13 protein-coding genes are annotated in these 14,200 nt (G+C 70.6%); 10 read left to right on the forward strand and 3 right to left on the reverse strand.

The features are described from left to right. Positions 1–83: 83 nt before the first annotated feature. From I847_RS0115015 to I847_RS27170, 6 genes are read left to right on the forward strand one after another with little or no spacing between them, the layout of a single operon-like run. Positions 84–1,931, forward strand: a complete 1,848-nt coding sequence (locus tag I847_RS0115015; protein WP_028050351.1) for a rhamnan synthesis F family protein — start codon at positions 84–86, stop codon at positions 1,929–1,931. Between the two features lie 39 nt (positions 1,932–1,970). After that, positions 1,971–3,392 (forward strand): MBOAT family protein, encoded by a 1,422-nt coding sequence (locus tag I847_RS0115020; protein WP_028050352.1) that lies wholly within the window; start codon positions 1,971–1,973, stop codon positions 3,390–3,392. 20 nt (positions 3,393–3,412) lie between these two features. Continuing rightward, complete coding sequence (locus tag I847_RS0115025; RefSeq protein WP_081680983.1) at positions 3,413–4,906, forward strand: hypothetical protein; 1,494 nt, start codon at positions 3,413–3,415, stop codon at positions 4,904–4,906. Further along, entirely contained in the window at positions 4,903–5,982 is a 1,080-nt protein-coding gene (locus tag I847_RS0115030) for an NAD(P)-dependent oxidoreductase (RefSeq protein WP_028050354.1), read from the forward strand. Before I847_RS0115025 ends, I847_RS0115030 begins: the two co-directional genes overlap by 4 nt. Beyond that, complete coding sequence (locus tag I847_RS0115035) at positions 5,979–6,815, forward strand: ABC transporter permease (RefSeq protein WP_028050355.1); 837 nt, start codon at positions 5,979–5,981, stop codon at positions 6,813–6,815. The genes I847_RS0115030 and I847_RS0115035 overlap by 4 nt, the downstream gene beginning before the upstream one ends. Then, a complete protein-coding gene (locus tag I847_RS27170; protein WP_051274945.1) occupies positions 6,815–7,990 on the forward strand; it encodes an ABC transporter ATP-binding protein in 1,176 nt (391 codons plus the stop codon). The genes I847_RS0115035 and I847_RS27170 overlap by 1 nt, the downstream gene beginning before the upstream one ends. Here I847_RS27170 and I847_RS0115045 read toward each other — a convergent pair. After that, a complete protein-coding gene (locus I847_RS0115045; protein ID WP_028050356.1) occupies positions 7,987–9,093 on the reverse strand; it encodes a glycosyltransferase family 1 protein in 1,107 nt (368 codons plus the stop codon). The genes I847_RS27170 and I847_RS0115045 overlap by 4 nt on opposite strands. Before the next feature lie 62 nt (positions 9,094–9,155). Here I847_RS0115045 and I847_RS0115050 point away from each other — a divergent pair, with 62 nt between their 5' ends. Next, entirely contained in the window at positions 9,156–10,274 is a 1,119-nt protein-coding gene (locus I847_RS0115050; protein ID WP_231384239.1) for a glycosyltransferase family 1 protein, read from the forward strand. Positions 10,275–10,277: 3 nt separating this feature from the next. On the opposite strand, the gene I847_RS0115055 is transcribed toward I847_RS0115050, so the two are convergent. After that, the gene (locus I847_RS0115055) at positions 10,278–10,898 is read right to left on the reverse strand and encodes a dTDP-4-dehydrorhamnose 3,5-epimerase family protein (protein ID WP_028050358.1); all 621 of its coding nucleotides are present in this window, start codon (positions 10,896–10,898) and stop codon (positions 10,278–10,280) included. A 79-nt stretch (positions 10,899–10,977) separates the two neighbouring features. Between I847_RS0115055 and rfbD the strand changes: the two genes are divergently transcribed. Together rfbD and I847_RS0115065 are read left to right on the forward strand one after the other, a co-directional pair. After that, a complete protein-coding gene (gene rfbD, locus I847_RS0115060; protein ID WP_028050359.1) occupies positions 10,978–11,847 on the forward strand; it encodes a dTDP-4-dehydrorhamnose reductase in 870 nt (289 codons plus the stop codon). Positions 11,848–11,869: 22 nt separating this feature from the next. Next, positions 11,870–12,709, forward strand: coding sequence for an NAD(P)-dependent oxidoreductase (locus I847_RS0115065; RefSeq protein WP_028050360.1), 840 nt, complete (start codon positions 11,870–11,872; stop codon positions 12,707–12,709). A gap of 35 nt (positions 12,710–12,744) precedes the next feature. Here I847_RS0115065 and I847_RS23990 read toward each other — a convergent pair whose 3' ends face one another. Beyond that, the gene (locus tag I847_RS23990) at positions 12,745–13,521 is read right to left on the reverse strand and encodes a TIGR03089 family protein (protein WP_051274946.1); all 777 of its coding nucleotides are present in this window, start codon (positions 13,519–13,521) and stop codon (positions 12,745–12,747) included. 158 nt (positions 13,522–13,679) lie between these two features. Here I847_RS23990 and I847_RS0115075 point away from each other — a divergent pair. Then, positions 13,680–14,200, forward strand: a 521-nt coding sequence (locus I847_RS0115075; protein WP_028050361.1) for a glycosyltransferase family 2 protein, incomplete at its 3' end; no start/stop codon positions are given.

Genomic DNA, 14,200 nt, shown 5'->3' on the forward strand with positions numbered 1-14,200 from the left:
TTCGTCACAAGGCCGGGGTGCGCGACCGCCATGACGTGCCCGGCTACAGTGGGTCGGCTTCCCATGCCGACGAAGGGGCTCCGTTGCACCGTCTTGCCGTCTATCTCTTCTTCGACCCCCTCGGCGTCGTCGACGACTACGTCACCCACAAGCTCGGCCGTCTGCGGGAGGACGTCGAGCGGATCGTGGTCATCGCCAACGAGCCGCTGTCGGACGTCGGCCGCAAGATGCTCGAGTCCGTCGCGGACGTCGTGTGGACCCGGCCGAACGAGGGCTTCGACGTCGGGGCCTACCGGGACGCGCTCCTGCGCGTGGGTTGGGACGAGCTGGCGACGTACGACGAGGTCCACCTCCTCAACTACACGTTCTTCGGGCCCATCGGGTCGTTCCGGCCGATGCTCGACCGCATGGACGCGCAGGACGTCGACTTCTGGGGCCTGACGGAGCATCGAGAGATGCGGCCGAACCCGTTCGCCGACCCGCCCGACCCGGAGCGGCTGCCGGCGCACATCCAGTCCACCTGGCTCGTGGTCCGGCAGCGCATGGTGACGTCTCCCGAGTTCGTCGACTACTGGGAGTCGATGCCGGCCATCCGCTCCTACGACGACTCGGTGCTGCGGCACGAGGCACGGTTCACGGAGCACTTCTCGGAGCGGGGCTTCACCTACGCGGTGGCCTTCCCGGAGTCGAGCTTCCCGTCGGACAACCCCGCGCTGGAGAACGCCGAGCTGCTGCTCGAGGCGGGGTGCCCGATGGTCAAGCGTCGGGTGTTCTTCATGGACCCGCTGTACATGGAGAGCCAGTCGATCATCGCCCGGCGGGTGCTGGATCGTCTCGAGACCCTCGACTACCCCATGGCGCTCGTGTGGCAGAACCTCGTCCGCACCACCGCGCCGCGCACGCTCCACACCAACATGTCGCTGCTCGAGGTCCTCACCGACGAGGTCGTGCCCGCACCGGAGCCACTCCCTCGGGTGGTCGTCGTCGCGCACATGTTCTATCCCGAGATGGCCGACGAGGTGTCCGGGTACCTCGACCACATCCCGGTGCCGTTCGACCTCGTCGTCACGACCGACACGCCCGCGAAGCAGTCGGAGCTCGAGCGACGGTTCGCCGGGCGAGCGGCGGCTCTGGACGTGCGGGTCGTCACGACGAACGCCGGGCGTGACGTCTCGGCACTGCTGGTCGACTGTGCAGACGTGCTCGAGGCCGGGCGGTACGACCTCGTCTGCAAGGTGCACTCGAAGCGTTCGCCGCAGGACCCGTACAACGCCGCTACGTCGTTCAAGGACTACCTGTTCGAGAACCTGCTGTCGTCGCCCGGTTACGTGAGCCAGGTCCTCGCGCTCTTCGCCGCCCAGCCGTCGATGGGAGCGCTGTTCCCCCCGACCGTCAACATCGGGTACCCGACCCTGGGCCATGCGTGGTTCACGAATCGCCCGCGTGCAGACGAGCTCGCCGAGGACCTCAACATGGTGAACCCGTTCGACGAGTTCACGCCCATCGCCCCCCTCGGCAGCATGTACTGGGCGCGGCCGGAGGCCCTGCGCCGCCTCGTCGACCACGGCTTCACCGCCCAGGACTTCGAGGGTGAGAAGTATGGCGACGGCGGCCTCACGCACGTGCTCGAGCGCATGGTCGCCTACGTCGCGATGGCGGAGGGCTTCCATGTGCGCTCGGCGATGACGACCAGGTGGGCGGGCATCGGCTACACGTTCCTCGAGTACCGCCTCCAGCTGCTCGCAGCCGGGCTCCCTGCGCGGTCGGACGAGCAGCCGGCGGCGCTCGCGCACCTGCGTGAGCTCACGAACCCGGTGGTGTGGCTCAAGTGGCGCCTCTCGAACCACCGGCTCGTCGCCGCCACGCTCCGGCCGGCCTACCGGCTCGCCCGGAGGTCGTACCGCCTAGCTCGGAGGCGGCCGGCTTCGTGATCGCGACTCCTTCCCGCGTGACGCCGAGGGCGGTGCCGCGTGGTCTTTAGCTCCTACCAGTTCGTCTTCGTCTTCCTACCGATCTTCTTCCTCATCTACTTCGCGCTGCGGCCGAACCTGCGCAACCTGTTCATCCTCATCGCGAGCCTGGTCTTCTACTACCTCGGCGACTCGAACGGCATCACCGCCCTGCTGCTCGCCATCGTGCTCAACTACGGCGTCGGTCGAGCCCTGGGCCCGGCGGCGACCCTGACGGAGACGCCACGATCCGACGGCTGGCGGCGGGCGTGGATCGTGGTCGGGCTGGTGCTCAACCTCGCCGTCCTGATCTGGTACAAGTACGTCGGCTTCGTCACGACGACCATCGACAACCTCGCGAGCACGCTGGGCCACCCGGGCCTCGTTCCGATCGTCGAGGTCGCGCTGCCGCTGGGCATCAGCTTCTTCGTGTTCCAGGGGATCAGCTACCTCGTCGACGTGTGGCGCGGCACCATCGCGCCAACCCGGAACCTCATCGTGTTCGGCGCGTACAAGTCGATGTTCCCGCAGCTCATCGCCGGGCCCATCGTCCGGTACAAGGACATCGCAGAGGCGCTCGACCACCGCGACGTCAAGGTCACGATGGTGTACGAGGGCATCATCCGGTTCATCACCGGCTTCGCGAAGAAGGTGCTGCTCGCCGACACGTTCGCGGTCACGGCGGACGCCCTGTTCGCGCTGCCGGACGACCAGCTGACGACGGCGACCGCCTGGATGGCGACGTTCGCGTACACGCTGCAGATCTACTTCGACTTCTCCGCCTACTCCGACATGGCGATCGGCATGGGCATGATGATGGGGTTCCGGTTCCCCGAGAACTTCAACTATCCGTACTCGTCGGTCTCGATCCAGGAGTTCTGGCGGCGATGGCACATGACCCTGTCGGGATGGTTCCGCGACTACGTGTACATCCCGCTGGGCGGCAACCGGCGCGGCACGGTCCGGACGTACGTCAACCTCCTCGTCGTGTTCACCCTGACGGGTCTGTGGCACGGCGCAGCCTGGACGTTCGTGGTCTGGGGTCTGTGGCACGGTCTGTTCATGGTGATCGAGCGCTTCGTCGACACGAGCAGGGTGCCAACCGTGCTCCGCTGGATCGGCACGATGGCGATCGTGGTCGTCGGGTGGGTGCTCTTCCGCGCGGAGTCGTTCGGCAAGGCGATGGACATGCTCCTGCTCATGGTCGGCGTCGGCAACGACGGGGCCGGGCGGCCGCTCGGCGAGTTCGTCACCCCGTGGTTCCTCCTCATGGCAGCCATCGCGTGCGTGCTGGCGTTCCCGGTGTACCCGTGGGCCAAGGCGCATCTCGCGGTCCGCACCCGCGTCGTCCTGGGCGCCGCACTGTTCCCCGCGTTCTTCATCATCGCGAGCACGAAGGTGCTCGCCGGTGCGTACAGCCCGTTCCTGTACTTCCGGTTCTGACACGAGAGTCCCAGGTTGTCATGAAACTTCGGTACCAGAATCTCGGCCCCCGGGTGGCGGTCGTCGCGTTCATGCTCGCGCTCGTCGCGCCCGGGATCGCTGTCGCCCTCTCAGGACCGGTTCGCGCGACGGTGGCCGCCGTCATTCAGGACCCCTCCACCTGGCCGGCGCAGTCGAACCGTCTTCGTGCGGCCACCCCGTTGTGGAACAACGCCGTGAGCGGCTACTCGACGATGCTCTACCGGCTCGGTACCTCCTCGAACGACGGCTTCGGCGTGATCGGTCGCGACCGGTGGATGTTCCTCGGCGACATCCAGAACGCCAACTTCGCGCAGGCGCTCGGGCGGCGCACGTACACGAAGGAGGAGATCGACCTCTGGGCGCTGCAGGTCGGCCAGGAGCAGCAGTGGCTCGAGACTCGCGGCATCCCCATGCTCTTCGTCGTCGGTCCCGCGAAGTGGGAGGTGTACAAGGACAAGATGCCGCGCTGGAGCGACGGGCAGATCGGCGAGCACATCTTCGACCAGGTTCTGGACGCCCACCCCGAGCTCCCGCTCGTCGACCTGCGCCAGACGCTCGTGGACGGCCGGTCGACGGCCGACACCTACTCCGCCCTGAACAGCCACTGGACCGACTACGGAGCGCTCGTCGGGTGGACGGAGATCGCCAAGCGGCTCCAGGAGGCGCTGCCGGGCTCGCCGCCGATGTTCGTCCCGAAGGCCACCGGGGTGCACACGATCGACACCGGCAACGAGTTCGAGTCGACGATGGGGATCCGGGCCCCGAACCCCTGGACCGTGCCCGACCTGGACGAGCCGCTGCCGTCGTACGAGACCGTGCAGCAGGACGGAACGACGTCGACCACGTCCGGTACGCAGGTCACGAGCCTGCTGGACCTGCCTCGGACGACGAAGAACCCTGCTGCGGGCAACCACCTCACCGCGCTCGTGCTGCGCGACTCGATGGGAGACGCGATCTCGCCGTACCTGCAGGCGTCGTTCGGCACGCTCGTGCAGGTGCGGCACAACATCGACGATCCCGCGCAGACGCCCAACGTCCAGGCCCTCGTGGACCTCGTCCACCCGGACGTCGTCGTGTACGAGATGGCCGAACGTCACTTCAACTCCGGACTCGTCGACCCCGGGGCGTGGCTCACGGCGAACCGCTACGACCAGGCGTCGACCGAGGGGGAGTCGTCCTGGGTCGAGGCCGAGCCGGCGGCAGCCACGATCGACGTGCGCGGCAGCCTCTCGCTGACCTCGTCGGCCGCGCTCAGCTGGACCCCGACGGGAGAGGGCGAGCAGCTGCTGCGTCTGTCGTTGCTCGCTGACGCGCCGGGCCAGCTCGTCGTGACGGCGGGCGACGGCACGTCCCAGGTCCTGCGCGTCGCACGTGACTCCAACGTGCTGTTCGCCGCGCTGCCGGCGGGGTCGGGGGGGACGGCCACGCTGTCGATCGGCGCGGGGTCCGGCGGGATGCACCTCACCTCCGCGACGGTGCGGGCCGCACAGTGACCACGCCGACAGGCACGTGCCTGGTCACGGGCGGTGCCGGGTTCATCGGGTGCGCCCTCTCGCCCGCGCTCGCCGACCGGTTCGACCGTGTCGTCGTGCTCGACAACCTGCACCCGCAGGTGCACGCGCGCCACGAGCGACCGGCCGCGCTGGACGCACGGGTCGAGCTCGTCGTCGGCGACGTCGCCTCTCGTGACGTGTGGGACGACCTCCTGAGCGGCGGCATCCGCCCGGACACGATCGTCCACCTGGCGGCTGAGACCGGCACGGCACAGTCGCTGACCGAGGCGACGCGGCATGCCGAGGTCAACGTCATCGGGACTACGCAGATGCTCGACGCCCTCGTCCGGCACGACGCGTTGCCGACGCAGGTCCTGCTGACCTCCAGCCGAGCGGTGTACGGCGAGGGCGCGTGGACCAGTCCCGACGGCGCCGTCGTGTACCCAGGACAGCGCTCGCACGCCCAGCTCGAGGCGCAGCGGTGGGACGCCGTCGACGGCGGGTCCGCGCTCCCTCACCGGGCGAGCCGGACCGTGCCGCGTCCGACCAGCGTGTACGGCTCCACAAAGCTCGCGCAGGAGCACGTGCTCGGTGCCTGGGCGCTCGCGGTCGGCGTCGTGCCGATCGTCCTGCGGCTGCAGAACGTCTATGGCCCGGGGCAGTCCCTGTCGAACCCCTACACCGGCATCGTGCCGTTCTTCGCCGGGCTCGCCCGCCGCGGGGAGGCCGCACCGCTGTACGAGGATGGCCAGATCGTGCGCGACTTCGTGTTCATCGACGACGTGGCCGCGGCGATCCTCGCCGCGCTGCGGGACGGCAGGGCGACGCCCGACCCGTACGATGTCGGCTCGGGTTCGGCCAACACCATCGCGCGGCTCGCAGAGCTCGTCGCGGCCCGGTACGGGGCGCCCGCACCTGTCGTCGTCGGTCGGTTCCGCGACGGTGACGTCCGGTACGCGGCCGCCGACGTCAGCGACACGGTTCGCGAGCTCGGCTGGACGCCGACCGTCGACGTCAGCGAAGGGGTCGACCGGCTGTGCGCCTGGATCGACTCATGGGAGAGGGGTGAGGGGTGAGGATCGCCGGAGAGGTCTCGGACGTCGTCGCTTCGCGGGAGCTGTTGGGCAACCTCGTCCAGCGGGACCTGCGCAGCCGGTACCGCGGAACGGTGCTGGGCTGGCTGTGGTCGCTGATCAACCCGCTCGCCACCACGTTGATCTTCACCGTGGTGTTCTCGGTGATCATGAAGGTGCAGCCGACCACGGGTGCCGACGGGCTGGTCTCCTACCCCTTGTTCCTGCTCTGCGCGCTGCTGCCGTGGAACTTCTTCTCCACCGTGGTGCAGGGCGGTCAGTCGATCCTGCTGAACAACGCGAACCTCATCAAGAAGACGTACTTCCCGCGGCGCCTGCTCCTGCTCGCGCACGTCGGCTCCTCGTTCGTGACCTTCCTGATCGAGATGGCCGTGCTGCTCGTCATCTTCGCGTTCTTCGGTGTGAACACGCTGCCGTGGATCCCTCTGCTGCTGGTCTTCATGGTGCTCGTGGCGCTGTTCGGGCTCGGCATCGCACTCGCGCTGTCGGTGTGGAACGTCTACTTCCGCGACGTGGCCCACTTCGTGGCGCTGTTCATGCAGATCTGGTTCTACGCGACGCCGATCATCTACCCCATCACGCTGGTGTCCAGCGTGGAGGGCGGATCGAGCTGGGCCTCCGGGCTGCCGCTGACCACGTTGTACGAGCTGAACCCTCTGGTCAGCTTCTTCGAGCCGATCAGGGACATGCTCTACGGCGGCACGTTCCCCGAGTGGCACATGATCGGGCTGGCGGTGCTCGCGACGGCGGTCTCCCTGCTGCTCGGCAACCTGGCGTTCCGGCGGCTGGAGCCCCGGCTGGCGGAGGAGCTGTGATGGACGACGCGATGCTCGTCGAGGACGTGTCGAAGAGGTTCCGGATCTACCACGAGCGCAACCAGTCGCTGAAGTCGGCGGTGATGCGGCGCGGTCGCGCTCAGTTCGAGGAGTTCTGGGCCCTGCGGGACGTCGACCTGGCGATCCCGCACGGCAAGACCTTCGGCCTCGTGGGGCACAACGGCTCGGGCAAGAGCACCCTGCTCAAGTGCCTGGCCCGCATCCTCGTTCCCGACTCGGGCAGGATCACGTCGCAGGGCCGCATCTCGGCCCTGCTCGAGCTCGGGGCAGGCTTCCACGCGGAGCTGTCGGGGCGCGACAACGTCTACCTGAACGGGTCGATCCTCGGGCTGTCGAGGCGGGACATCGACGCTCGGTTCGACGACATCGTGTCGTTCGCGGGTCTGGAGCAGTTCATCGACTCGCCGGTCAAGAACTACTCGTCCGGGATGTACGTACGGCTCGGCTTCTCGGTCGCTATCAACGTCGAGCCCGACATCCTGCTCGTGGACGAGGTGCTCGCGGTCGGCGACGAGGAGTTCCAGCGCCGTTCCCTGGAGAAGTTCCAGCAGTTCCGGGACGACGGCAGGACGGTCGTCGTGGTGAGCCACGCGCTGGGGACGATGCAGACGATGTGCGACGAGGTGGCCTGGCTCGACCACGGGCGGATCCTCGGCGTGGGGGACCCCGAGGACATCATCGGCCGCTATGCCGGTGCGGTCGGCACGAGCGAGCCGGAGGCCCCCGACGGCGGCTCCTGCGAGGCCCGGGTCACCAGCGTGGTCGTGAGCGGTGAGCACGGTGCGGCCACGACCGTGAGCGGCGAGGCGACCCGGTTCCGGGTCGAGTGGTCTGCGGACGAGGACGTCCGCGACGTCGAGCACACGCTCACCATCCGCACCCTGGACGGCGTGACGCTCGCGGTCGCCTCGTCGGGCGGAACGGGTGCGCGGACTCTGAAGCGTGGCGACGGCGCGGTCGAGCTGGTCGTCCCTCGACTGCCGCTCGTCGCGGGCACCTACGTCGTGGACGCCACACTCAACCGTCCCGCTGACGGGCACGTCGTGCACCGGGCGGACCACGTCGCGGAGTTCGTCGTCCACCCCGCAGCCGACTCCGACGGCTCGGTCGGGCTCGTCGCGCTCGGTGGGACCTGGGTCTCGACCGGTCGCTAGCCGGCGCGGATCGCGTCCTGGTAAGCAGCGAGCGTCGCCTCGGCGGCGGCGTCCCAGGAGAACGTCGCCGCCCGGGCGAGGCCGCGGGCCGCCCAGGCGCGGCCCGGTGCACCGATCGCGTCGAGCAGACCTCGGGCGAGGGCGTCCGCGTCCAGCGCCGGCACCGTCGCTCCTGCGTCGCCGAGGACCTCTGCGCACGACGTCCCGGACGACGTGACCACGGGCACGCCGTGCGCCATGGCCTCGAGCACCGGTAGCCCGAAGCCCTCCGCCAACGAGGGGAACGCGAAGGCCGACGCTCCTGCGTACAGGGCGTGCAGGTCGGCGTCCGGGACGAAGCCGGTGAACCTGACCCGCTCCCGTCGGGCCGTGGGGACGACCGGGACGGCGCCCCACCCGGGTGGGCCGACGAGCACCAGGTCCAGGTCTGGCTGCGCCTCGGCCACCTGGTCGAACGCCTCGAGCAGTGTCGACAGGTTCTTGCGCGGCTCGACGGTGCCGGCCCACATGACGTACGGCCGCGGGAGGGCGTACCGGCGTCGCACGTCGGCGACGTCGGCCTCGCTGGGCGTCGGGACGTCGACGCCGTGCGGCACGACGCGGAGCCGGTCCCTGTCCAACCCGGCCTCGGCGCACCGGTCCGCCGTGGTCAGGCTCGGCACGATCACGACGGCCGCACGGGCGTCCACGTCGTCGAGCGCGCGCCGGAACCAGGCGTTGCCGTGCGGTGTGAACGCCTCGGGCCGGTCGAGGAACGCCAGGTCGTGCACCGTGACGACCAGGGGGAGCCTGGTCGGCGGCGTCGCCCAGGTCGTCGCGTGCACGACCTGTACGCCCCGGATCCGCGCCTCCGGGCGCGGCGCGCGCAGCCGCTGCCACGACTGGTAGAGCGCGGTCCGAGGCAGGCGGGAGTGCACCACCGGCACCGGCAGCGGCCCACCGACCGGCGGCGCGTCGTGCCGTGCGGCGAGCCCGACGGGCTTGACGTCGTCTCGCCGGGCCAGAGCGCCGACGAGGTTGCGGACGTACGTCCCGGACCCGCCCGGCGTGGCCTGCCAGAGCTGCTCGACGACGACGGCGGCGCGGAGCGGGGAGTCGGCCACGCGCTCAGACTAGGCGAGTTCCCGCACGGGGACGCGCGGCCCGGGTGCGAGAATCGGGCCTCGTGACCCTTCGCGTGCTGCTCGACGCCACCGCCATCCCCAGAGCGCGGGGAGGTGTGGGCCGCTATGTCGACGACCTGGTACCCGCGCTGGTCGCCACGGGGCTGGAGCTCGTGGTGGCCGCCCAGCGCGCCGACGTCGAGCAGTTCGAGGGCAGCGGTGCGCGCGTGGTCGCCGCTCCGGGAGCGGTCCGTGCGCGGGGCGCGCGGCTCGTCTGGGAGCAGACGATGCTGCCTGCGCTCGCTCGCCGGGTGCGGGCGGACGTGCTGCACAGCCCGCACTACACGCGCCCGCTCGTGCGTACCGTGCCGACGGTGGTGACGCTGCACGACGCGACGTTCTTCAGTCATCCTCATCTGCACGACGGGCTCAAGGTCCGGCTCTTCAAGGCCGCGACGCGCGGCGCGGTGCGGCACGCGGACGCGCTCGTGGTGCCCTCGGTCGCGACGCGCGACGAGGTGCTGCGCTTCGTGCCGGGCGACCGCTCGCGGTTCCATGTCGCCTACCACGGCGTCGACGCGCGGGTGTTCCGGCCGACGGGCCCCGACGAACGCGCGCGGGTGGCGGCGAAGCTCGGCGTGACCGGTCCGTGGGTCGCCTTTCTCGGCACCCTCGAGCCGCGCAAGAACGTGCCGGCGCTCGTCCGTGCCTGGGTGGACGCGAGCGCGGGTCGACCCGACCCTCCGGCGCTCGTCCTGGCCGGGGCACGCGGGTGGGATCAGGACGTCGACGCGGCGGTCGCGGCGGTCCCCAGCGGGCTGCGTGTCGTCGCGCCGGGGTACCTCCCGGTCGAGGACCTCGCGCCGCTCCTCGGAGGCGCGGCCGTGGTCGCCTACCCGTCGCTCGGCGAGGGATTCGGTCTGCCCGTCCTGGAAGCGATCGCGTGCGGCGCCTGCGTCCTGACCACTCGCGAGCTGTCGCTGCCGGAGGTGGGCGGAGACGCGGTCGAGTACTGCGGGACCGAGCGCCCGGACATCGCGGCGGGCCTCACACGCCTTCTCGACGACCCCGAGCGGCGTGCCGAGCTCGGCGCCGCCGCGCTGGCCCGCAGCTCGCGGTTCACGTGGGCGGCGTCCGCGCAGGCACACGTCCGGGCGTACGAGGCAGCCGTGGGACGCTGATGCTCAGCCTCGTCGAAGGCCGCCCACCCACGCCTCGACGTCGGCGAGCTGCGGCAGCAAGCCCTGCTCGCGAGCCTCGGACAGACCAGGGGCGGCGGTGTCCTTGTCCGACAGCTTCGCGGTGATCGGTCGCCCGGCGCGGTCGGTCGTGGGCCACGCGATGCCGACCTCGGGATCGAGCGGGTGGATGCCGTGCTCGCGTTCCGGTGCGTATCCCGTCGAGCACAGGTACAGCACCGTGGAGTCGTCCTCCAACGCCATGAAGGCGTGCCCGAGGCCCTCGGACAGGTAGATGGCTCGACGGTCGGTGTCGTCGAGCAGAACCGCATCCCAGGTGCCGAACGTCGGAGAGCCGACGCGCAGGTCGACGGCGACGTCGAGCACCGCGCCGCGAGCGCAGGTGACGTACTTGGCCTGGCCGGGGGGGACGTCGGCGAAGTGGACGCCACGCAGGACGCCCGCCTCGGACACGGAGCAGTTCGCCTGCTGCAGATCGAGCGGGTGTCCGAGGTGCTCGGCGAAGGCGTCGACCTTGAACCACTCGAGGAAGACCCCGCGCGGGTCCCCGAACTGCCGTGGCGTGATCTCCCAGGCTCCGGGGACCTTGAGCTCGCGGTACTGCACGTGTTCCTCCTCTGGACGGGCGCGTCCCAGGGTATCGGTGCCCGTAGGCTTGTCCGACCCTGACCGGACGGAGATCGACATGCGGTGGCTGGTGACCGGTGCCCGCGGCATGCTGGGCCGCGACGTGGTGGCGCTGCTGACCGCGCTGGGCGACGACGTCACCGCGCTCGGACGCGACGATCTCGACGTCCGCGACCACTCCGCGACACGTGAGATCGCACGGGGCCACGACGTGGTGCTCAACTGCGCGGCATGGACGGCCGTCGACGACGCCGAGGCGCACGAGCCGGACGCCTTCGCGGTGAACGCGGTGGGTGCGGGGAACCTCGCGCGCGCCGCACGCCTGGCCGGGGCTCGCATCGTCCAGATCTCGACGGACTACGTGTTCTCAGGCGAGCGGGTGGGCGAGGACGGGTACCCGGAGGACGCACCCGTCGCGCCGCGGTCTGCGTACGGGCGGACGAAGGCAGCAGGGGAGTGGGCCGTGCGGGCGGAGGCGCCCGACCATCTCGTCGTCCGGACCGCCTGGCTCTACGGCAGCGGCCCCTGCTTCCCGAGGACCGCGCTGAGCGTCGTGCGTGCCAAGGGCGCGATCGACGTCGTCGACGACCAGATCGGTCAGCCGACGTCGACGGTCGACCTGGCTGACCTCGTGGTCCGTCTCGTGCGAGCGGACGCTCCGGCCGGCACGTACCACGGCACGGCCTCGGGCCGGACGTCGTGGTTCGGGTTCGCACGTTCCGTCGTCGAAGCCGCAGGCTTCGACACCGGGGTCGTGCGCGCGACCACGAGCTCGGCGTTCCCGCGCCCCGCGGTGCGCCCGGCGTTCTCCGTCCTGGGCCACGACCGGCTCGAGGCAGCGGGCGTGGCACCGATCGGCCCGTGGGAGGACCGGTGGCGCGAGCACGCGGCCGACGTCCTGCAGGCGCCGGCCGAATCCCTGTCCTGACCCGTCGACTCGAAGGCATCCCATGCACGTGCTCGTCACCGGCGCCGCCGGGTACATCGGTCGCCATGTCGTCACGGCGCTCGCCGACCGCGGCGCCGACGTCACCGCTGTCGTGCGCGGTGTCGCGGCGCAGGGACTCGTGGATCCCCGCGCCGCCGTCGTCGACGGTGACATCTTCTCCGGCGACCTGCTCGAGCCGGCGACGGTGCCGGACGTCGTGGTGCACCTCGCATGGGAGGCGGGCTTCGTCCACAACCACCCCGCCCACATGGAACGGCTCTCCGACCACTACCGCTTCCTTGCCGGCCTCTCGGAGCTGGGAGTCCGGAGAATCGTCGCGCTCGGCACGATGCACGAGGTGGGCTATCACGAGGGCCCGATCGACGAGTCCACCCCGACCCGCCCGACGACGCTCTACGGCGTCGCGAAGGACGCCCTGCGCCGCGCGATGGAGATCCGGCTGGCGGGTGAGACGACGCAGTGGCTGTGGCTGAGGTGCTTCTACATCACCGGGGACGACGCACGGAGCAACTCGGTCTTCGCGAAGATGCTCGGAGCGGCCGCCGAGGGGCGGCGGACGTTCCCGTTCACGTCGGGCACCGCACTGTTCGACTTCATCGACGTCGCCGACCTCGGGGACCAGATCGCCGCCGCGGCGCTCCAGGACTCGGTCCTGGGCATCGTCAACTGCTGCTCGGGGGAGCCGCAGTCACTCGGTGAGCGCGCCGAGCGGTTCATCGCCGAGCGGGGCCTCGACCTCGACCTCGAGTACGGTGCGTTCCCCGACCGCCCTGGGGACTCTCCGGGCGTGTGGGGCGATGCGAGCCGCATCCGCGCGATCCTGGCCGCTGAGCGCCGCTGATCGGCGGTCCGACCGTCGCCTGCGCGCTCGCCTGCTCAGTGCCACCCGTGGTGGCGGGAGTGGTGCTTGTGCGCGTCCCCGAGGAGGTCGTCGGTCACCAGCTCGGCGGCCACGAGGCGCTCCCGGCGCTCGGCGTCCTCGAGCAGCGCGTGCGTGGTGAGGTTGCTCGCGAGCACGACGGACCCCTCGTTGACGAGCGGGCGCAGGAGCGCACGGATCGAGTGACCGTCGAGGTAGTCGGGCGCGTGCATGAGCACGCGCTCCCCGGTGCGGCCGGCGCGCGCGCCGTCGGTCGGCGCGAGCAGGTGCTCGAACGACACCCGCTCGCCGTCGTCGATCGCGGAGGCGGAGGGCGCGACGGGTGTCTCGGCCACGACCTCGTCAGGGTGGTCGGGCAGCACGGCCGCAGCATCGATCGCGTCCGGCGGCAGGGGGGCGCCGAACCGTCGAGCGCCGGCGGGCAGTGCGACCGCGATCGTGCGCTCGGCGGCCGGGGCCAGCGCGAGGTCGTTGGTGACGGCGATGTCGACGGGCGCCGTGGGCTGGCCGAGCACGAGGCACGAACCGGATCGCCAGACTGCCAGCGCCCAGACGATGGAGCGCCAGTGGCCCGGCAGGTCGAGCCCTACCCGGGTTCCCGGGCTCGCGCCGAGCTCCTGCACCAGGAGGTTCGTCGTCCTGCCCACCCAGCTGTCGAGCTCCGCCGCGGTGAGCTCGACACGCTCGTCGTCGTCGCCGTACCAGGTCACGCGGGGAGACGGCCCCGACTGGCGAAGCCCGGCGAGGAGCTCGGCGACGCTGGTTGCGGTCATGTCGTCACCCTATCGAGCGGCGCCCCGGTTGCCGGTCGGTCGCGAGGCGCCGGACCATCGGCACGGAAGCGCCCGAGAGCCGCAGGCCGGCCGGCGCTACGATTCGCCACGATGATGTGCCCGCGGCACCGGCCAGGCGGGACCCGACGGGACGGTCAATGAAGGTCTTCATCCAGATTCCCTGCCTCAACGAGGAGTTGACGATCCCGTCGGTCCTGGCGTCCATACCGAGCCGCATCGACGGGGTCGACGAGCTCGAGATCCTCGTCATCGACGACGGCTCGACCGACCGGACCGTCGAGGTGGCCCAGTCCCTGGGTGTCAAGCACGTCGTGCGGCACGCACGGAACATGGGCCTGGCGAGGTCGTTCCGTGACGGCGTGGACTACGCGTTGGCGCACGGGGCGGACATCGTCGTGAACACGGACGGCGACAACCAGTACCCGCAGGACCGGATCCCGGACCTCGTCGCGCCGATCGTCTCGGGGCGCGCCGACATCGTCATCGCGGACCGGCAGACGTCCACGATCGAGCACTTCTCGCCGTTCAAGAAGATGATGCAGCGCGTGGGGAGCCGGGTCGTCAACTTCGCCGCCGACACGGACCTGCCGGACGCGGCGAGCGGGTTCCGGGCGTACTCGCGTGCCTCGCTGTACCGCCTGAACGTCGTCACCGAGTT

This window comes from Cellulomonas sp. URHD0024 (genome assembly GCF_000426185.1).
Lineage (GTDB): Bacteria > Actinomycetota > Actinomycetes > Actinomycetales > Cellulomonadaceae > Cellulomonas.

What these genes read in the sequence shown, in the direction of transcription:
- I847_RS0115025 (WP_081680983.1), top strand. Translation starts at nt 3,413, where the DNA reads ATGAAACTTCGGTACCAGAATCTCGGCCCCCGGGTGGCGGTCGTCGCG.
- I847_RS27170 (WP_051274945.1), top strand. Translation starts at nt 6,815, where the DNA reads ATGGACGACGCGATGCTCGTCGAGGACGTGTCGAAGAGGTTCCGGATC.
- rfbD (WP_028050359.1), top strand. Translation starts at nt 10,978, where the DNA reads ATGCGGTGGCTGGTGACCGGTGCCCGCGGCATGCTGGGCCGCGACGTG.
- I847_RS0115065 (WP_028050360.1), top strand. Translation starts at nt 11,870, where the DNA reads ATGCACGTGCTCGTCACCGGCGCCGCCGGGTACATCGGTCGCCATGTC.
- I847_RS23990 (WP_051274946.1), bottom strand. Translation starts at nt 13,521, where the DNA reads ATGACCGCAACCAGCGTCGCCGAGCTCCTCGCCGGGCTTCGCCAGTCG.